General features: G+C 53.1%; 18 protein-coding genes. All 18 read right to left on the bottom strand.

Annotated elements, in window-relative coordinates:
- Window positions 1-1,737 carry an indolepyruvate ferredoxin oxidoreductase subunit alpha gene (iorA, locus tag AB1I49_RS04920; protein ID WP_407721541.1) on the bottom strand — a complete coding sequence of 579 codons (1,737 nt, stop codon included), beginning with the start codon at window positions 1,735-1,737 and terminating at the stop codon, window positions 1-3.
- A 113-nt stretch (window positions 1,738-1,850) separates the two neighbouring features.
- Window positions 1,851-5,390, bottom strand: a complete 3,540-nt coding sequence (locus tag AB1I49_RS04915) for a DNA polymerase III subunit alpha (protein WP_407721540.1) — start codon at window positions 5,388-5,390, stop codon at window positions 1,851-1,853.
- Between the two features lie 3 nt (window positions 5,391-5,393).
- A complete protein-coding gene (xseA, locus tag AB1I49_RS04910; protein ID WP_407721539.1) occupies window positions 5,394-6,611 on the bottom strand; it encodes an exodeoxyribonuclease VII large subunit in 1,218 nt (405 codons plus the stop codon).
- On the bottom strand, window positions 6,598-7,542 hold the full coding sequence (locus AB1I49_RS04905; protein ID WP_316610222.1) for a tRNA (adenosine(37)-N6)-threonylcarbamoyltransferase complex transferase subunit TsaD: 945 nt from the start codon (window positions 7,540-7,542) through the stop codon (window positions 6,598-6,600). The genes xseA and AB1I49_RS04905 overlap by 14 nt, the downstream gene beginning before the upstream one ends.
- Window positions 7,539-7,973 (bottom strand): transcription antitermination factor NusB, encoded by a 435-nt coding sequence (gene nusB / locus AB1I49_RS04900; protein ID WP_316610220.1) that lies wholly within the window; start codon window positions 7,971-7,973, stop codon window positions 7,539-7,541. The genes AB1I49_RS04905 and nusB overlap by 4 nt, the downstream gene beginning before the upstream one ends.
- Before the next feature lie 96 nt (window positions 7,974-8,069).
- Window positions 8,070-8,609 carry a SpoIIIAH-like family protein gene (locus AB1I49_RS04895; protein WP_407721538.1) on the bottom strand — a complete coding sequence of 180 codons (540 nt, stop codon included), beginning with the start codon at window positions 8,607-8,609 and terminating at the stop codon, window positions 8,070-8,072.
- Window positions 8,610-8,623: 14 nt separating this feature from the next.
- Entirely contained in the window at window positions 8,624-9,073 is a 450-nt protein-coding gene (locus AB1I49_RS04890; RefSeq protein ID WP_316610217.1) for a SpoIIIAG-related protein, read from the bottom strand.
- Window positions 9,066-9,548, bottom strand: a complete 483-nt coding sequence (locus tag AB1I49_RS04885) for a hypothetical protein (RefSeq protein WP_407721537.1) — start codon at window positions 9,546-9,548, stop codon at window positions 9,066-9,068. The genes AB1I49_RS04890 and AB1I49_RS04885 overlap by 8 nt, the downstream gene beginning before the upstream one ends.
- Complete coding sequence (locus tag AB1I49_RS04880; protein ID WP_407721536.1) at window positions 9,545-10,651, bottom strand: stage III sporulation protein AE; 1,107 nt, start codon at window positions 10,649-10,651, stop codon at window positions 9,545-9,547. Before AB1I49_RS04880 ends, AB1I49_RS04885 begins: the two co-directional genes overlap by 4 nt.
- On the bottom strand, window positions 10,648-11,040 hold the full coding sequence (locus AB1I49_RS04875; RefSeq protein WP_316611795.1) for a SpoIIIAC/SpoIIIAD family protein: 393 nt from the start codon (window positions 11,038-11,040) through the stop codon (window positions 10,648-10,650). The genes AB1I49_RS04880 and AB1I49_RS04875 overlap by 4 nt, the downstream gene beginning before the upstream one ends.
- Entirely contained in the window at window positions 11,040-11,234 is a 195-nt protein-coding gene (spoIIIAC, locus tag AB1I49_RS04870; RefSeq protein WP_316610237.1) for a stage III sporulation protein AC, read from the bottom strand. Before spoIIIAC ends, AB1I49_RS04875 begins: the two co-directional genes overlap by 1 nt.
- An 8-nt stretch (window positions 11,235-11,242) precedes the next feature.
- A complete protein-coding gene (locus AB1I49_RS04865; RefSeq protein ID WP_316611796.1) occupies window positions 11,243-11,734 on the bottom strand; it encodes a stage III sporulation protein AB in 492 nt (163 codons plus the stop codon).
- On the bottom strand, window positions 11,724-12,635 hold the full coding sequence (locus tag AB1I49_RS04860) for an ATPase, T2SS/T4P/T4SS family (RefSeq protein WP_316610208.1): 912 nt from the start codon (window positions 12,633-12,635) through the stop codon (window positions 11,724-11,726). The genes AB1I49_RS04865 and AB1I49_RS04860 overlap by 11 nt, the downstream gene beginning before the upstream one ends.
- Window positions 12,636-12,720: 85 nt before the next feature.
- The gene (gene ligA / locus AB1I49_RS04855; protein WP_316610206.1) at window positions 12,721-14,700 is read right to left on the bottom strand and encodes an NAD-dependent DNA ligase LigA; all 1,980 of its coding nucleotides are present in this window, start codon (window positions 14,698-14,700) and stop codon (window positions 12,721-12,723) included.
- Between the two features lie 43 nt (window positions 14,701-14,743).
- A complete protein-coding gene (locus AB1I49_RS04850; protein ID WP_316610204.1) occupies window positions 14,744-15,316 on the bottom strand; it encodes a hydrolase in 573 nt (190 codons plus the stop codon).
- A gap of 81 nt (window positions 15,317-15,397) precedes the next feature.
- A complete protein-coding gene (locus AB1I49_RS04845; RefSeq protein ID WP_407721535.1) occupies window positions 15,398-17,419 on the bottom strand; it encodes a bifunctional 4-hydroxy-3-methylbut-2-enyl diphosphate reductase/30S ribosomal protein S1 in 2,022 nt (673 codons plus the stop codon).
- Window positions 17,400-18,032: a lysophospholipid acyltransferase family protein gene (locus AB1I49_RS04840; protein WP_407721534.1), complete on the bottom strand. Its 633-nt coding sequence runs from the start codon at window positions 18,030-18,032 to the stop codon at window positions 17,400-17,402. Before AB1I49_RS04840 ends, AB1I49_RS04845 begins: the two co-directional genes overlap by 20 nt.
- Window positions 18,032-18,700, bottom strand: a complete 669-nt coding sequence (gene cmk, locus AB1I49_RS04835; protein WP_407721533.1) for a (d)CMP kinase — start codon at window positions 18,698-18,700, stop codon at window positions 18,032-18,034. The genes AB1I49_RS04840 and cmk overlap by 1 nt, the downstream gene beginning before the upstream one ends.
- Between the last annotated feature and the right edge of the window lie 3 nt (window positions 18,701-18,703).

Below are 18,703 nucleotides of genomic sequence, written 5' to 3'. Positions count from 1 at the left end.
TTATCTGTCTCCTTTCTCAATAGCGCCGAGCTTGCAGAGCTGGGTGCAGACGTCGCAGCCTACGCACTGGGTGAAGTCCACGACAGCCTTCTTATCCTTGATGCTGATTGCGGGACAGCCGAGCTTCATGCACTGACGGCAGCCTACGCACTTGTCCTTGTTAACGGTAACAGGCGGCTTTGCCTTTACGTATTTGAGGAGCATACAGGGTCTGCGCGAAATGATAACGCTGGGCGCGTCAGCGGCAAGCTCCTCGAGGATAGCTTCCTCGCACTCCTTGAGGTTATAGGGATCCACAACTCTGACTCTGTCAATGCCGATTGAATGGCAGAGAGCCTCGAGGTTTACGGCAAGCGCAGGCTCGCCCTTGATGTTGTAGCCTGTTGTCGGGTTCTGCTGGTGACCTGTCATGCCTGTAATGGAGTTGTCGAGAATGATAACGGTGGAATTTGAGCCGTTGTAAGCGACGTTTACAAGACCTGTCATGCCCGAATGCATGAAGGTTGAGTCGCCGATAACGCAGACAGTCTTTTTCTCGCTGTCAGCGCCGCCCGCCTTGTTGAAGCCGTGAAGTCCCGAAACGGAAGCGCCCATGCAGAGGGTCGAATCGAGAGCGAACAGCGGAGCCGCAGAACCGAGGGTGTAGCAGCCGATGTCGCCGAGACAGGTGATTTTATGCTTTGCGAGGGTGTAGAACAGTCCGCGGTGAGGACAGCCCGCGCACATTACGGGCGGACGTACGGGTACCGTTGTGTCGAGAGTAACGTTTTCGGGCTGAGGAAGTCCGAACGCCTCGCGGATAGTGGTTTGGTTATACTCGCCGATCGGTGAGAACATCTCCTTGCCGACGCAGGGAATTCCGAGGGAATTGAGGTGTGACTCGATAATGCCGTCGAGTTCCTCAACAACATAGAGCTTGTCAACCTTAGCGGCAAAGTCCTTAATGATTTCTGTGGGAAGCGGGTTGACGATACCGAGCTTGAGCACGGAAACGGTGTCGCCGAAAACTTCCTTTACATACTGGTAGCAGGTGCCGGAGCAGATGATGCCCTTCTCTGTTCCGCCGTACTCAACGCGGTTGAGAGAGCTTGTCTCAGACATCTGAGCGATTTTCTTTATGCGCTCCTCGACAAACGGGTGTCTGCGGATAGCGTTAGCAGGAGCCATGATGTACTTCTGGGGATTCTTCTCGTAGGCGGGAAGCTCCTTCTCTACCCTGTCCTCGAGCTCAACAGCGGCCTGTGAATGCGCGATTCTTGTGCACATGCGAACGATGACGGGTGTGTCGAACTTCTCGGAAATCTCAAACGCTTCCTTGACAAAGAGCTTTGCCTCGGCGGAATCCGCAGGCTCGAGCATAGGAACCTTTGCGGCGATAGCGTAGTGACGTGAATCCTGCTCGTTCTGAGAAGAGTGCATAGCGGGATCGTCAGCCACGAAAATGACCATACCGCCGTTAACGCCTGTGTAAGAGAGCGTAAAGAGCGGGTCAGCTGCAACGTTGAGACCTACGTGCTTCATGGCGCAGGCGCTGCGCACACCGCGCAGAGAAGCGCCGAACGCGACCTCTGCGGCAACCTTCTCGTTGGGCGCCCATTCGCAGTAGATTTCCTCATACTTTGCGGCAAATTCGGTGATTTCGGTAGAAGGCGTTCCGGGGTAGCTCGATACTACCTTGACGCCCGCTTCGTAAAGGCCTCTGGCTACAGCCTCGTTGCCTAACATTAACTTTTTCACTTAAACTTGATCCTCCATTATAACCGCTGTACAATAAGCACAGCAGTTTTTATTCAAATTAAACTATATTATAACATATAACGAATACAAATACAAGTATTCATTAACAATTTCTATTTAACGACAACGTTCTTTTCTCCCAGCTGGTATTTCAGCTCGCGTATCATCACTTCATTGAGGCTTACCCACATATTGGCAGGCGCCTTTACCTGCCGTTTTGTGTCCGCGAGATAGAAGATCACAGGCGTTCTGCCGTCGAAAATGTCGATAACACGCTTCGCGCGGCGGTACAGCTCGGTGTTGAGGTCGTCGATCTTGATATAGAGCGCTGTCGGGTTCTTCGGAATAACGCTTCCGCCTTGCTGCGGCTTTGAAAAGCTCTGATTTGAGGGCTTTATGTTCTGCTCAGGCTTCTGCGCGGACTGAGGGGTGCTTTCACACTCCTCGTTCGGGCGCGCTTTGTCAACCGTATCGCAGATGATCTTTGGCGCCTGATTCTCTCTGAAATCGAGCGCGCCCTTGACAACAACGACATTCCCCTCGATCAGATGAATAGAGCAGCGTTCGTAGACATTCGGGAAAATCACAAGCTCAACCGAACCGAAGCGATCCTCCACCGTCGCGTACGCCATCAGCTTGTGGGTGCTGGTCTGAATGGTGCTCGCCTTGGCGATAATGCCGACAACAGTTACCTTCTGTCTGTCGTGATACTCGGATTCATCGGCAATGATATCGCCGATGCTGTCAGCTTCTATTCTTTCAGAGAATAATGAGTATTTATCGACAGGGTGGCCGCTAATGTACATGCCCGCGATCTCCTTCTCCATTCGCATGAGCTCGTCCTCGGGGAACTCGGGCAGGTCGGGCACAACAGGCTCAGAGGACTTGACCTCCTGAGCGCCCATGTCAAACAGCGACATCTGACCGTTCAGGTTATGCTTTGACTCGTAGTCGAGGTCGTCGAGAACCGTCTTGCTCATGGTGAGCATCTGGCGGCGGTTCGCGCCTAAGCCGTCGAGAGCGCCGCATTTTATCAGGCTCTCGAGCGCGCGGCTGTTCATGTTCCTGCCGTGGTTGCGCTTGCAGAAGTCATAAAACGAGCTGTAGGGCTTGTACCGTCTCTCGACGACTATCTGGTCGATAAACTGCCTGCCGATGTTCTTTACCGCCAGCAGACCGTAGCGGATATCCTTTCCGCTGACCGAAAAGCCGGGCATGCTGTAATTAACATGCGGCGGCAGGACACGTATACCGAAGTTTTTGCACTCGCCTGTATACTTGGCGAGCTTGCTCTGGTCGTCGAGGAAGTTCGAGAGAAGCGCCGCCATATACTCGCGCGTATAGTGAACCTTGAGCCACGCGGTCTTGTATGAAACAATCGCGTAGGCGGCGGCATGGGATTTATTGAACGCGTACCGCGCGAAGCTCTCCATCTCGTTGAAAAGCGACTCCGCGACGCGTCTGTCCACGCCCCTGCGCAGGCAGCCCTCGGTAATAACATTTCCATTCTCATCGACCTCGCCGTTGATGAATACCTCGCGCTCGTGCTCCATTACATCAGCTTTTTTCTTGCTCATTGCACGGCGGACGGTGTCAGCCCTGCCGAGACTGTAACCCGCGAGGGTGCGGAGAATCTGCATGACCTGCTCCTGATAGACGATGCAGCCGTAGGTCACGCCGAGAATATCCCTGAGCAGAGGGTGCTTGTATTTGACCTTTGAGGGGTTGTGGCGGCACTCGATATACGTCGGAATGCTGTCAACGGGACCCGGGCGGTAAAGCGAAACGACGGCGATCAGATCCTCGATGCTGTCGGGCTTCAAACGGGTCAGCACGCTCTTCATGCCGTTGCTCTCAAACTGGAACACGCCCTCTGTCAGTCCCTTTGAATATAAATCATAGACCGCGGGGTCGTCGTCACGGATAGAGCCGGGATCGTAATCGGGGTGCGACCGCCTGATCAGCTTTTCCGCGTCGTCGATAACCGTGAGGTTGCGAAGTCCGAGGAAGTCCATTTTGAGCAAGCCAAGCTCCTCTATGGTGGTCATGGTAAACTGGGTGACGACGTTGTCGTCCTTTTTCGAGAGCGGAACGTAGTCCGAAACGGGATTTTCCGTGATAACTACGCCTGCCGCGTGCATACCCGACTGGCGCGGCATACCCTCAACGCGCATGGCATAATCGAGAAGCTCCTTTATCTGAGGGTTTCCGTCATAGCGTTCGCGCAGCTTGGGGTTAAGCTCCATGGCGCGCCTGATCGTTATATTGACCTCGCGCGGAACCATCTTGCTGATTTCATCGCCCACAGCGTACGGCAAGCCCATTACTCTTGCGATATCGCGGATAGCCTGTTTGCCGCCGAGAGTGCCGAAGGTGATGATCTGGACGACGTTGTCCTCGCCGTATTTGCGCACGACATAATCGATGACCTCTCCTCTGCGCTCGGCACAGAAGTCGATATCAAAGTCGGGCATGCTTACGCGGTCGGGGTTGAGGAAGCGCTCAAAAATCAGGTTGTATTTTATCGGGTCTACCTCCGTGATGCCGATGCAGTAGGCGCACAGCGAGCCTGCACCCGAACCTCTGCCGGGGCCGACGGGAATGCCGTTTGACTTTGCGTACTGCACAAAGTCATTGACGATCAGGAAGTAATCGACAAAGCCCATTCTGTTGATTATACCGATCTCGTGCTCGAGGCGGTCGATAAGGCTTTGGTCGGGATTGTCGCCGTAGTGTCTGTTCAATCCCTTATAGCACTGACGGCGGAAGTAATCGAGATGGTTCTCGTTATTCGGAACCGTGTAATGAGGAAGCCTGCGGACGCCGAACTCGAACTCAACGTTGCAGCGCATGGCGATGTCGTGGGTATTCTCGAGCGCCTGTGGGTATTTTGAGAACACCTCGCGCATTTCGTCCTCAGTCTTGAGATAGAATTCGTTCGTCTTGAACTCCATCTTGTCGGGGTCGTCGAGGGTGCGGTTTGTCTGGATACACAATAGTATGCTCTGAATCACGCTGTCCTCTTTTTCGATGTAGTGGCTGTCGTTCGTCGCGACAAGTCCTACCCCTATTTCGTCGGCGATACGGACAAGGTCGGGAATGATCCGCTTCTGTTCCTCGATCCCGTGATCCTGCAATTCAATATAAAAGTTCTCTCTGCCGAAGAGGTCGCGGTAATACTCCGCCTTTTGCTTTGCGCCCTTGTAATCGCCCGCGGACAGCTTCCGCGGAATCTCGCCCGCAAGGCAGGCTGACAGGCATATCAAGCCCTCGCGGTACTCCTCGAGAAGGCTGTCGTCTATACGCGGCTTTGAGTAAAAGCCCTCGGTAAAGCCCTTTGATACGAGCTTGATCAGATTATGGTAGCCGGTGTTGTTCTCGCAAAGGAGAACCATGTGGTAGTATTTTTCAAAGGAATTTGTCTTGTCGAACCGCGATTTAGGCGCGACATATACTTCGCAGCCGATGACGGGGTGAATACCCTCCTTTTTGCAGGCGCGGTAAAAATCAATCACGCCGTACATGACGCCGTGATCGGTTATTGCAAGGGAATCAAAGCCCTTCTGCTTCGCGGCGGCGGCGATCTTCTTTATGCGGCACGCGCCGTCGAGAAGGCTGTATTCGGTATGAACATGGAGATGTGTGAATGCCATAATTTATTCTCCTGTGGCGACGGCGGTTGTTTTTCCGTCCGAGAAGGTCAGGGTGAGCTTGTCGCCCTTCCCTATCTGTTCTTTGCTTTTTATCAGCTTTCCGTCTGATTCGACGATTGAGTAACCGTGAGCGAGAACCGCGATCGGATTGAGGCTCTCGAGCTTTACAGCCGCTGATTTAACGGCATGCTCACCCTTGCTCAATTTCTTATCAACCGCGTTCTGCATGCGGTGCTCAAGCAGCCTGAGTTTTCCGTCATACCTGTCAAAGGACTTCTGCGGCGAGAGCGCGTCCATCATGCGTCTGATTTCGGTCAGGTGCTTTGCCTGTCTGTCATGCAGCTTGTTCACGGCGGAATTCATGCTTTTATGGAGCGCGTTGTAATTTGCTTTGAGATCCGCCCGGTCGGGAACCGCGAGAACCGCGGCGGCAGTCGGGGTCGACGCCGCTGCGTCGGCGACAAAGTCGCAGATAGTGTGGTCGATTTCGTGACCGACGGCTGAGATTATCGGAGTATTGCAGTTATAAACCGCACGAGCGAGCTTTTCGTCATTGAACGCCCACAGCTCCTCTATAGAGCCGCCGCCTCTGCCTATGATGATCGTATCGCACAAGCCCGACGCGTCAAGCTCCTGCACCGCTCTGACAAGCTGCGCCGGTGCGGCGTCGCCCTGTACAAGAGTCGGGTAAAGGATCATATCCACGCACGGAAAGCGCTTGTATAGATTGTGTATAATATCCCTGACAGCGGCGCCCGTCGGCGAGGTGATAACACCGACTGTGCGCGGAAACTTCGGAATCGGCTTCTTGTGTTCCTTCTTAAACAATCCCTCGGCTTCGAGCCTTTTCTTCATCTGCTCAAAGGCAAGACTGAGCGCGCCGATACCGTCGGGCTGCATATCCTCGATGATAAGCTGAAGTCTGCCGCTCGGCGGATAAAAGTCTATCCTGCCGCGGCAGATTACCTTCAAGCCGTTTTCGGGACGGAAAACAACTCTGCGCGCGTCGCCGATGAACATAGCGGCACTTATCACCGCGCCGCTGTCCTTGAGCATGAAATAATTATGCTTCGCACCCGAGAACGGTGATTTCATATCGGTGATTTCTCCCGTAACAATGACGTTCATCAATCGCGGGTCGCTCTGGACAACACTGCGGATATAATTGTCAATCTGCGAGACCGTCAGCACCGGCGGACTTGTGAATTTAGGTGTATACATTTTCAAACTTCCTGAAACATAGATATGCGATTCCCGCCGCATTGTCCGAGGAAAAAACAGGCTCGGCAAAAACCGCGTTGTATTTTTCTTCAAAAGAATTTTTAATGATTTTGTTCGACATGACTCCGCCCGCGTAGACAACAGGCATAGAGCCGTATTTTTCAAAAATCGCGTCTGTCATGGCGGAAAGCGTTACGCGAATACTTTCGATACAGAACGCCGCGACATACTCCCTGCTCTTTCCGCTTTCAAGGAGCTTTTTGCAGCGGTTCTCAACTCCGCTCAGGCAGCAGTCACAGCCCTTGAGAGTCGGACGAACCTTAACGGATTCAGTGTTCTGCTCAGCAAGGCGTTCAAGCTCCATACCGCACGGAAAGCGCAGTCCGAGCATCAGCCCTACCCTGTCAACAGCCTGTCCCGCGTTTAGGTCAAGAGTCTTTGCCGCCATCTGAACCGAAAAGCCGAAGCCGTCGCCCTTTGCGATAACCGCCTCGGTCGTGCCGCCGCTGACGTGAAAGGCGAGAAACTCCTTGTCAAACAAATCATCTCTCTTCGCGCTGTACAGAGCCGCCGCGATATGTCCCTCCTGATGCGAAAACACAAAGAGCGGAACCCTGAGCACGGCGGATAAAATTTTTGCCGTGTTTTCTCCGACTGTGAAACACGGCATATACGAGCCGTCAACCGGGCGCGGCCGCGTGGACACGCCTATGGCGGCTATTTCTCTTGGGTTCACACCTTCAAGCAGCTCCCCGAAAAGCGTGTGGAGCTGTGCGGTGTGGTGAAAGACAGCGTCGCTCTGGCGCAGACCGAGCTGACCCTCCCTTACGGGAAGGAGCTGTTTTTTCTGCGCGATCTCACCTGTCGCGGAGTCATAAAGCGCAACCGAAGTTGTGTAATTCGAAGTGTCGATTCCGAGAAACAGGCTCATTTCTCTGCCTCTTTCGCGCGAACCAATGAGCCGAGAATGCCGTTTACAAAACCGCTCTCGTCAATAGTGTATTTTTTCGCAAGCTCTACCGCCTCATTGACAGCAACTCCGTCGGGCACGCTGTCGAGGTAAAGGATCTCATACGCCGCAAGGCGCAGGATAGCAAGCGAAGGCTTTGAGATGCGCTTGAGCGTCCAACCCTTCTTGAGGTACTTGGAAAGCTCCGCGTCGACCTCCTCGCCCTTGACCTCCATGCCCGAAACAACCGCCTGCGCATAGCCGCAGACGCCACCGCGGAACATCTCGGCGTTATCCTCAATCGTTTCCTCAAGAGGCTCGTCGTCAAAGGACTTTGAGAAAAGAAGCATGAACGCCTGTTCTCTCGCTTCGCTTCTTGTTAGCTTTACTTCATTGTTTTCTGTTTCACACATAATACAACCAACTTTACATTTTTATTCAATTATATTATAGCACATAAGGTCGGGAATGTAAACAAAAAGAGACGGAAAAATCCGCCTCTTTGATCATTACGCGCCGACTATTGAAATGTTCTCGTAGGACACGTCGTAGTGTGAAATCACCGCGTCGTCGATAATCAGCGCGGTCGAGTCGTTAAGCTCCGATTCGGGCACCACAACGGTCACTCCGTCGTCGCTGATGTAGCACATACACTCCGAAAAGCCCTTTGCCTTGATGATACTCTCGATGCTGTCCTGAATGGTGAAGTTCTTGAGGATCTGCTCGACCTTCTTCTGCGCCTCGCTGACCTCTCCCTCATCGGCATTCTCGAGGTTAAATATCTCCTTTGCCTCGTCGATCACCTTGTCCTGAGTAGCCTGACGCTTTGTGCGCTCGGTGGCAAAGTAATTTCGCTGCTCCTTCGAGAGCGCGGAGGTTTCGACAGCCTCGTCATAGGTGCACGCGACAGTCGCGTTCACATACGAGGCCGCACCAAGCTCCTTCGGGGTTGACGCCGCCGTGGAATTGAACTGCCAGTTCACATACACCGCCGCGCCCAAGGCGAGAAGTATCGCCGCCGAGATAACATATCGTTTCTGAAATTTCATAGCATTACCGACCTTTATTCTGATAATTTTGTAATACATACCTTTGCCGTCGAGATGTCGAGCGCCTTTGTTACCGCCTCGGTAATCCGCTCGACCACAACAGGCTCGTCACCGCCCTCACATACAACAAGCACTCCGCGAATAAGCGGCTCAACTTCCTTTGTCTTTGTGGTGCTGTCCTCGAGATAGACGTACTCAACGCTGTTCTCAATCGTCAGCAGCACCTTGGTTTTTCCCGCGCCCTGAATTTTGGATATGACCGATTCAAGATCGCTCTCTATTTTTGTGCTGTAGGTCTTTACCGAAAACTCCTCATCCCTTTCTTTGTGCGAGAACGCGGAAAAATCTACGCTCGAGAGTAAAATCAGGGCGATTCCCGCGATTCCCGCGATGAATATGATTTTTTTAAGCATGCCGCTGTCAGCGAGCTTTGTGATCTTCTCTTTGATTTTTACTTCATTCATCTTCGCTCCTGATAATATCGGGCTTGATCTGAAAGCTCTGTTCGGTTAGCTGAGAGATCTTCGCCGTCTGTGAAATATCGCTGTTACTGATATATATGCTGACCTGAGAGATAATTATGCTGTTCTCGTCCGCAAAAGCGAGGATCACCTCAACCTTTTCCGGATAGATGCCGTTCTGGTTGAGAATAGCGTTGAGGGTAACCTCGAGGTTTTGTCTTGTCGTGTTGACAAGCTGCTTCTGGCAGGCTTCGTCGGCGGTCGCCGTCAGCTCTCCGTAGGATTGGTGATTTTCTATATTAACGGAGAAATCCGACGCGGCACGGCTCACGGGAACGATCATCGCGCATATCGTGAACGCGCCGAGCACAAGCCCGAGGATTTTCTTGATGCCGCCGTCGGTCACAAAGCCCGACACCACAGCGCCGATAAGAGAAGCGGCACAGGCGGTAACAACAGCGGCGGACAGTCCATTCACAGACTCCCTCCTATCGTAAAAACAAGTGCGGTGGAAATCAGATAGACTGTCATAACGCATATAAGCAGGGCAACGAGGACAGACAGCACCTCAGACAAGCCGCCGAGCATTCTCGAGCCCTGCGGCAGGTTCATCACATCGGCAGCACAACGTCCAATCCATAGGGTGAATATCCATAGCATTGCGCGCAGCAGCAGCGGCAGGAAGGTCACCGCCAAGGCGATAATAACAAACACTCCCACGCCCGATTTGAGCACTGAAACGCTGCCCTGAATTGTTTTGAGAGCCTCGCCGATCGCGGAGCCGACAACCGGTACAAAAGAGCTGACGGCGAATCTCGCGGCTCTGCCGGATACGCTGTCGAGCGAGTTAGAAAGCACCTGACGGATACCGAGAACAGCCGAAAACAGCGCCATCATAAAGCCCAGCAGCCATTTTGAAGCTTTTGAGAGCGTTTTTGAAAAGCCGCCGAGGTTAACTCCCGAAGAAACGCCGCCCGCGATACAGATACCGAGGAGCATGTACATAAACGGGATTATCACACGCGAGCTGAGCTGTAAAACTCCTTCGCCCAAGCCGATGATGGACGCGTAGTAGGCGGCAGACCCCGCGATACTGCCCGACGCGGTCAGAAGCAGCGCTGTGACGGGTATGTACGCGAGCATGAGATTCGAGGCGTTGACGATCACGTCTCCCGCGGTCTTGATAAGCTCAGCCGCGGGTATAGCCACAGCCGCGCTGAGACAAAGTGCAAGGATGATATCGAGTGCTGTACCCATATCGGTACTCAGCGAACCCTTGTATGCTGTCAGCATTGAGCAGATCAGGAGCATCGCGGTAATCGAAATCAGACCCCTCAGCGGCGAGCCGAGATTCTCGGCAGCCATCTTCCCTATTTCCGCCAAGACGGTATCAAAGGACAAATCAGATAGGTCTGATGCGTCCGCGCTGTCTGCGCCGAGCGAGAGCATATGTGCCTTCGCGTCGTCCGAGAGGCTGTCGTATATCCCCGACATATCGTAATTTATCTCCTCCGCGCGGACGGAAAAAGCGGAAACGCAGACGGCTATGATAAAAACAGGAATAATAATTAACTTCTTCATGAATATGATAATAATTTTATGACGGCGTTGAGAATATCCGCGTACAGCGGCAAGGCGGTGACGGTGACGAGGATTTTGCCCGCGAGCGAAACGTTGCCTGCAAGCGCCTGACTGCCCGCGTCGCGGCAGGTGTTGACGGCGAATTCCGTGACAAGGCAGATTCCGATGACCTTAAGCAGAATCGCGATATATCCCGTGCTTATCTGCGCGGCGGCGACAATGGAATTGACGGTATTGACGACTGACTGCGCCTGTGAGAGCACAAAGACGAGTATCAGCACCGAACAGCCAACCCCGAGAAGCAGAGCGATTTCGGCGTTTTTCGGGCGCAGAGCGGCGATAAAAATGACCGTTACCACCGCCAGCACACAGACACTGAGAATATTCATCAGAATCCGAATAGCTGCTTTATCATCTTGAACAAGCCGCTTATCTGGCTGACTATTAGCGTCAGAACCACGATAAGCCCTGCAAGAGAAGTCAGCATAGCCTGCTCCTCTCTGCCGCTGCGGATCAGAAGCTGTGTCAGCACCGCCACGATTATGCCGACCGCCGCTATTTTGAAAATCAACTCAACGTCCATCATAAACCTCACAACAGGAGAATCGCCGCCGACGCCCCGACGAAGAAACCCATGGTTTTATATAGTCTTGATTTTTTGCCGATGCTCTCCCCGGCTTCCGCGATAAGAGAATCCAGACGCGCTTCGATCAGCCCGAGATGACTCAGCTGTCCCTCAAGGTCTGTCTTGCCGAGCTGTGAGCCGCAGTCACGAATGAGCGCGATGTCGTTACCGGTCAGCGAAAACGAGTGCGGGATACACTCAGCGGCTTCATTCCAGCAGATTTCAAACGGCTTCTCGTCACTCACGAACATCATCGGAAGCTGTGACTGCCCTATGCAGGAGTTTACAAGCGAAAAAATATCTCCGCCGTGAAACCGCAGCTGAGTTTTGAGCGCCTGCAAAAAGGTCTTGAAGCGGTTCAGAAAGTCGCGCCGCCTGTACAGCCTTTTCGAGAGCAGCGCACCCGTTGAAAACGCCGCCGCGACAAGCAGCAGACAGCCAAAAATTTTAAGCGGCACGGCGCTCACCGAGGCTCTTAACTGCGGACACCTCTCTGTCCTTCAGGAAAACAGCGGTCGAAAAGGCATTTGTATCGAGAAGCTGCCCGAAGATCATGCTGTCAGCGTTCTCCGCGTGAGCCGTCGCGATAACCGAAACTCCGCAGCGGCGGCACTCGGCAAGCGCGTCAAATTCCTCAGCGGAGCCTATCTCGTCGCATATTATTATCTCGGGCGACATACTCCGCACCGCCTGAATCATCGCCGCAGCCTTCGGGTAGCCGCAGTAAACGTCGCACAAGCCGACGTCGTTCTGAGGTTCACCGCCGACGCAGGCGGCAAGCTCATATCTCTCGTCAATCAACGAGATTTTGTATCTGTATGACAGCTGCCGCGCGAGGTCGCGGATAAAGGTGGTCTTGCCGGAATTCGGCGCACCGCAGACAAGAACGCCGCTCTTTATGTTCGAAATCCTTCGGAGCAAATTATCCGCACAGCCGCGCACCTCACGGGCAAAGCGAAGGTTGAGCGAGCTGATATCGCGGATGTTTGAGATCACGCCGCCGCGCATAACAGCGGTGCCGCAGATGCCTGCTCTGTGTCCGCCGCGAAGTGTGACAAAGCCCTCGGATATCTCATTCTGGCGGCTGTAAACCGAATACTCGCAGATTGTATGTACCGCGCTCTCGAGCATTTGCCTGTCCGCTTTAAGCAGAGAGTCGGAATAAAACGGGCTGAGCCTGCCCGAAGCTGTGATATACAGCCGCTCTGACGTGCACTGAACACAGACAGGACGGTTGACCCTGAGGCGGACTTCGGTGATTTTATCCGCAAGCACATTCCCGTTGTCGAGCAAATAGCCGCGCAAGGGCTGTGCAAGACAGGAAAGCGCCTGACGGTAACGGAATAAATCTTCCTTCATGCTTATCATTCCTTTCGTTTGACTACAGTTAATTCTATGCGGACAGGCAAAAAAATAGACCTGCCGTTTAAGACAGGTCATATAATCAGTCGTTTATCATTTTCAGAAATTCATCTTCGCTGAGGACAGGAATGCCGAGAGTCTGAGCCTTTGTCAGCTTGCTGCCGGCTTCCTCTCCCGCGAGGACGTACGAGGTTTTCTTGGAAACGGAGGACGAGGTCTTTCCGCCGTGCTGCTCGATCAACTTTGACGCCTCGCTGCGCTTCATCGTAGGCAGAGTACCCGTAAGGACAAAGGTCTTGCCCTCAAAGATGCCGCCCGACGCTCTCTGTTCGGAGGGCTTCATCTTGAGCCCGAGCTCCTTCAGCTGTGAAACAAGTTCCTTTGTGCTCTCAAGTCCGAAATAGTTCTCAAGGCTCTGAGCCATGATACTGCCGAAGCCGTCGATTTTCTCGAAATCCTCAGCCTTCGCATTCATGATATCGTCGATAGTGAGGAAGTTTTCGCAGACGATTTTCGCCGCCTTCAGACCGATATTGCGGATTCCGAGGGCGAAAACAAGGCGGTACAGCTCGTTATCCTTTGACTTCTCTATCGCAGCTATCAGATTATTGGCAGACTTTTCAGCCTTTCGGTCGAGAGCGATGATATCGTCAGCGGTCAGGCGGTACAGATCCGCAGGCGACTTGATAAGGTTCTCGGCGATAAGCTGCTCGAGAACCGCAGGCCCCAAGCCGTCGATGTCCATAGCGTCACGGCTGACAAAGTGAATCAGGTGGCGCGTAAGCTGTGCGGGACAGTCGGTGTTTGTGCAGCGGATAGCCGCCTCGTCGTCCTGGGAAACGGGACTTCCGCAGGAGGGACAGACCTTCGGGAACTCAAACGGCACGGCGTTTTCGGCGTGCTCGCTGACAGAAAGAACCTCGGGAATGATCTCGCCTGCCTTGCGGATAATGACGGTATCGCCGACGCAGATGCCCTTTTCCTCGATGAAATCCCTGTTGTGCAGAGTCGCGCGGCTGACGGTTGTGCCTGCCAGAAGCACAGGCTCAAAGATTCCCACGGGAGTGAGCACGCCCGTTCTGCCGACGTTGATTTCAATATCGAGCAGCTTTGTCGGCTTCTCCTCGGGCGGATATTTGTAGGCTTCCGCCCATTTCGGGTACTTCGCGGTGCTGCCGAGCTGCTCTCGCACAGAGAAGTCGTCCACCTTTACGACCGCGCCGTCGATAGCGTAGTCATATTCGCCGCGGTTGTCGCCGATTTTGCGTATCTCCTCAATCACCTCGTCGATAGTGTCGCAGACGGTGTAGAACGAAGTCGGAAAGCCAAGCTCCGAGAGGTAGTCAAGGCTCTGTCGGTGAGAGGTCAGCGTCATGCCGTCGACCTGCTGAATGTTGAATACGAATATATCGAGCGCGCGCTCGGCGGTTATCTTGGCGTTCTTCTGACGCAGAGAGCCTGCTGCGGCGTTCCGCGGATTCTTGGCGGGCTTCTCCTCGTTTTCCTCCTGCCTCCTGACGAGCTCGTCAAAGCTCTTGAAGGACATATACACCTCGCCGCGAACCTCGAGGAACGCAGGAGCGTTCGCGATACGCTTCGGAAGGCTTTTTATTGTCATGAGATTATCGGTCACGTCCTCGCCCGTAGTGCCGTCGCCTCTTGTTGAGCCGCGCGTAAACACGCCGTTTCGGTACTCGCAGGAAACGGAAAGGCCGTCAAACTTAGGCTCGACTACATATCTCGCGGCTGGTGCGACCTCGCGCACCTTGCGGTCAAAATCGCGCAGTTCTTCCTCGGAAAAGCTGTCGTGTAGGCTCTCCATAGGTACTGCGTGAACAACAGGCGAGAACTTCTCGCCCGCACTGCCGCCTACTCTGTTCGTCGGAGAGTCCGGCGAGCGGAACTCGGGAAACTCAGCTTCGAGATTCTCCAGCTCGCGCAACAGCATATCGTACTCGTAGTCAGAGATTTCGGGAGAGTCCTGGTTATAGTAAAGGTTATTGTGGTATTCGAGCGTTTTTACAAGCTCGTCAATTCTGCTCCTGGCAGCCTGCTTTTGCATTTTATCACCTGTAAATAAGGGCGGTAAAGACCGCCCCGAAAGTTTATTTTACCTGAGAATAGCCTTTTTCGCGAAGGAAGGTCGATTCCAGGTCCGCGAGGTGCAGCTTTACAGCCAGGGGATATTTATCATACGCCTGACTGATGACGTTGCTGTTCTTGTCGCCGAACTCGCCCATGTGCCAGCGGATAGCCATAGCTTCCTCGATTTTCAAGCGCATTTTGCGCTCGATCAGGAATACGGACTTCTCGCCGTGGCCGTACGGGAACTGATCCTCGATTGCGAAATACGGCACCTTCTCCCACTGACCTGTCTGCTCGTTCTTGACGTTGCGGGTGGACACCTTGTAAAACTGCGCCTTGCACAGATCATGCAGAAGCGCGCAGATCGCAAAGCTCTCAACGCTGTCGGTCTCTTCGTCAAAATGCTTCTCCATCATTGTGTTGAACACACTGACGGAATGGATAACAAGTCCGCCCTCACAGGCACAGTGATAGCGCGCGCTCGCGGGTGCGGTAAAGAAATCCGTGCGCTGCAGCCACTCAAGCAGCTCGTCAGCGCCCTTGCGGGTTATGTTTTCCTTATAAATCTGTATAAATTCTTCCTTTGGCGTCATGCTCTTCCCTCCTTCTTAGAAACAAAACGCGGTAACCTCCGCAGGGAAGTTACCGCATTAGAATAACCTTAAAATATGTAATTATTCAGCGTCGGCAGCTTCCTCAGCGGGAGCCTCCTCAACAGTCTCAGCGACCTCAGCGGCAGCCTTAACGGGAGCCTGCTCGTCCTCGGGAAGGAGAGCTCTCATGGAAAGGCTTACGCGCTTCTTGTCAAAGTCGATAGCGGTGATCTTAGCCTCAACTGTGTCGCCTACGGACAGAACGTCAGCGGGCTTGTCGATTCTCTTGTTGGCGATCTGTGAGATGTGGATAAGACCGTCGATGCCGGGTATGATGTTAGCGAACGCGCCGAAGGTGGTAAGACCAACGATGGTTGCGTTAACAACGGTGCCCTCGGGATAATCTCTCTTGAGGATCTCCCAGGGATTGTCGTCGGCGTTCTTGAAGCCGAGAGAAATCTTCTTTGTCTCCTCGTTGATGTCCTTAACGTAAACTTCAACGGTGTCGCCTACGTTAACAACCTCTGAGGGGTGCTTGATGTGTGTCCAGGACAGCTCGGAAATGTGTATCATGCCGAATACGCCGCCGAGGTCTACGAACGCGCCGTAGCTTGTCAGAGACTTGACAACGCCTGTGTAGCGCTTGCCAACCTCGCAGTTCTTCCAGAACTCCTCGCGCTGAGCAGCTCTCTGCTCCTTGAGTACGCTGCGGATAGAACCGATAGCTCTCTTGTATCTGCCGCGCTGTGAAACCTCGATAAGACGGAAGTCAACGTCCTGACCTACGAGATCCTCAAGGCTCTCGTCACGGCTCGCAGTCGCCTGTGAAGCGGGGATAAATACTCTTACGCCGTTGTAAAGAACGATTACGCCGCCCTTGACAGCCTCTGTTACCTTGCTTGTAAGGATCTCCTGAGAGTCAACCTTCTCCTGAAGCTCCTCCCAGCTCTTCTGCGCGTCTACTCTGCGCTTGGAAAGCATGATGGTGCCTTCCTGATCGTTTGTCTTCATGATAAGAAGCTCGATTTCGTCGCCAACCTTGACGATGTCCTCAGGCTTCGCGCTGGGATCATTTGACAGCTCAGACACAGGAACAAAACCGGTCTGTTTTCTGCCGACGTCGACCTGTACTTCATTCGGCGCAATGCTGATGACAGTACCCATTACCCTCTCATTTGTATTTAAGTTTTTGAGGGATTCTTCAAGCAGCTCCTCAAAAGATTCTTCTAAATTTGTTGTTTCACCGGATTTGATTTCTTCACTCATTGTATCCAGTACCTCCTTTATTATCTTTGCAGGCGTTGAAGCACCTGCAGTTACGCCTATGTTCTCGGCAGCGCGAACCTGATTCATATCCAGCTCGGCGGCAGTTTCGATAAGCACCGTGTTCCCGCATCTGCGTTTGCATATATCAAAAAGCTTGGCTGTGTTGGAACTGTGGCGGTCGCCTATGACTACCATAAAGTCCGACTGAGCGGCTATTTCATCCGCTTCACTCTGCCTAACTGACGTAGCATTACATATTGTATCAAATATTTTTGAATTTGTACATAGTTTTTTTATCTTTTTTACAGATTTTTTCCATTCTTTTGTGTCAAATGTTGTCTGTGCCACAACTTTTACCAATTTATTATTCTCTTTCAGAATATTTATAAGCAAGTTGTCCAATTCACCTTCATTGTTAAATGTATAACAATCGGTTTTGCAGTTGCCGATGATACCCTTGACCTCGGGGTGGCTCGCATTTCCGGCGATCAGAACAACCTCTTCCCCAACGACTACCTCGCTTACGATGCGGTGGATCTTCTTTACAAAGGGACAGGTCGCGTCCTGATACTCAATACCCTTCTTATCGAGCTCGTCGATAACAGTCTTCGGAACGCCGTGCGAGCGGATAACAAGAATCTCGCCCTCGTTTATCTCGCCGATACTCTCGACGGGACGGCAGCCATGCTGCTCGAGCTCGCGGACGACCTCCATGTTGTGTATGATCGGGCCGAGGGTGCAAACCTTGACGTCATGGTCAACCAGATCCTTTACCATGCTTATCGCGCGGTTCACTCCGAAGCAGAAGCCCGCCGAATCAGCCTTTTTTATACTCATTGAGAGCTCTCTCCCTCATTTTCTTGATTTCGCCCATTATCATATTTGACGCGTCCTTAAGCTCGCGTCTGCCGCCGTCGACGGTCAGTCCGAGCTTTTCTGGGGTCAGCGGCTCGCCGAACTCGATCACGCGCTTTGAAAAGAGGAATTTCGGGTTGCCGACGATCGTGATACACGCGGGTACAACAGGAACCTGCATCTGCTGGGCAACAAGCGCGCAGCCGCTTCGCGGACGCATGAGGCCGCCTGTCTTTGTACGTCCGCCCTCGATAAAGATAGTCATGACGTTGCCCTCTTTAATCAGATCCTCGCCCGTCTTTATCGCCTTGCCGTCGCCGGCGCCGCGTTCAACGGGAAAAGCGCCGAGCGCACGGATAAGCGCGCCGAAAAACTTGTTCTTGAACAACTCGACCTTCGCCATAAAGTACATCCTGCGCCTTGCGGAAAGTCCCAGAAGCGGCGGGTCGGAGTTTGAGATATGGTTGCTCGCTATGATAACGCCGCCCTCTGAGGGGATATTATCGGCGTTTATTGTTTTGAAACGGTAAAAAAGCTTGAAAATCGGCATACAGATACCCTTGCCGATAGTGTATAAGACCTTATTTTGTGCCATCAGCGATTCTCCTTTATCACTGAGATGATTTTGTCGACGCTCTGCTCAAAGTCGAGCTCTGTTGTGTCGACAGTGACGCTGCCCTCGGCAGGCTTTAGCGGCGCGATCTCGCGGTGGGAGTCATTGTAATCGCGCGTAATAACGTCCTGAAGTATATCCTCGTATTTAACGTCCATGCCCTTCTCGATAAGCTCCTTATAGCGGCGCTGAGCGCGTGCCTCGGGAGAAGCGGTGAGAAAGATCTTTACCTTAGCGTCGGGCAAAACGACAGTGCCGATATCTCTGCCGTCCATGATAACGTCGTTTGTCTTTGCCATATCGCGCTGCAAATCAAGGAGATACGCCCTTACGGCGGGAATCGCAGAGATTTTTGACGCCGTCATTGAAGCCTCGGGAGTGCGGATCTCACCCGAAACGTCCCTGCCGTCGAGAAGAACGATCTGCTCACCCTGAGCGTTGAAGGTCAGCTCAACCTTGATCTCAGAGAGGAGCTTGTCCACCTCGGGAGAATCGACAGGCTCAATGCCGCGGAGCGAAGCGGCAAGGCCTACGGTGCGGTAGAGCGCGCCTGTGTCCACGTAAATATATCCGAGCTCATTAGCGGCTCTTCGTGCGATAGAGGACTTGCCCGCTCCTGCGGGGCCGTCCAATGCGATTGCGGTTGACATACA

Source organism: Ruminococcus sp. NATIVEDY160, assembly GCF_045819885.1.
In the GTDB taxonomy this organism is placed as follows: domain Bacteria; phylum Bacillota; class Clostridia; order Oscillospirales; family Acutalibacteraceae; genus Ruminococcoides.
This window is presented reverse-complemented; position numbering and strand designations above follow the sequence as displayed.

Excerpts from the sequence above, each read along its gene's own strand:
- AB1I49_RS04915 (WP_407721540.1), bottom strand. The coding sequence starts at position 5,390 with ATGGCATTCACACATCTCCATGTTCATACCGAATACAGCCTTCTCGAC.
- xseA (WP_407721539.1), bottom strand. The coding sequence starts at position 6,611 with ATGTATACACCTAAATTCACAAGTCCGCCGGTGCTGACGGTCTCGCAG.
- AB1I49_RS04905 (WP_316610222.1), bottom strand. The coding sequence starts at position 7,542 with ATGAGCCTGTTTCTCGGAATCGACACTTCGAATTACACAACTTCGGTT.
- nusB (WP_316610220.1), bottom strand. The coding sequence starts at position 7,973 with ATGTGTGAAACAGAAAACAATGAAGTAAAGCTAACAAGAAGCGAAGCG.
- AB1I49_RS04895 (WP_407721538.1), bottom strand. The coding sequence starts at position 8,609 with ATGAAATTTCAGAAACGATATGTTATCTCGGCGGCGATACTTCTCGCC.
- AB1I49_RS04890 (WP_316610217.1), bottom strand. The coding sequence starts at position 9,073 with ATGAATGAAGTAAAAATCAAAGAGAAGATCACAAAGCTCGCTGACAGC.
- AB1I49_RS04880 (WP_407721536.1), bottom strand. The coding sequence starts at position 10,651 with ATGAAGAAGTTAATTATTATTCCTGTTTTTATCATAGCCGTCTGCGTT.
- AB1I49_RS04875 (WP_316611795.1), bottom strand. The coding sequence starts at position 11,040 with ATGAATATTCTCAGTGTCTGTGTGCTGGCGGTGGTAACGGTCATTTTT.
- spoIIIAC (WP_316610237.1), bottom strand. The coding sequence starts at position 11,234 with ATGGACGTTGAGTTGATTTTCAAAATAGCGGCGGTCGGCATAATCGTG.
- AB1I49_RS04860 (WP_316610208.1), bottom strand. The coding sequence starts at position 12,635 with ATGAAGGAAGATTTATTCCGTTACCGTCAGGCGCTTTCCTGTCTTGCA.
- ligA (WP_316610206.1), bottom strand. The coding sequence starts at position 14,700 with ATGCAAAAGCAGGCTGCCAGGAGCAGAATTGACGAGCTTGTAAAAACG.
- AB1I49_RS04850 (WP_316610204.1), bottom strand. The coding sequence starts at position 15,316 with ATGACGCCAAAGGAAGAATTTATACAGATTTATAAGGAAAACATAACC.
- AB1I49_RS04845 (WP_407721535.1), bottom strand. The coding sequence starts at position 17,419 with ATGAGTATAAAAAAGGCTGATTCGGCGGGCTTCTGCTTCGGAGTGAAC.
- AB1I49_RS04840 (WP_407721534.1), bottom strand. The coding sequence starts at position 18,032 with ATGGCACAAAATAAGGTCTTATACACTATCGGCAAGGGTATCTGTATG.
- cmk (WP_407721533.1), bottom strand. The coding sequence starts at position 18,700 with ATGTCAACCGCAATCGCATTGGACGGCCCCGCAGGAGCGGGCAAGTCC.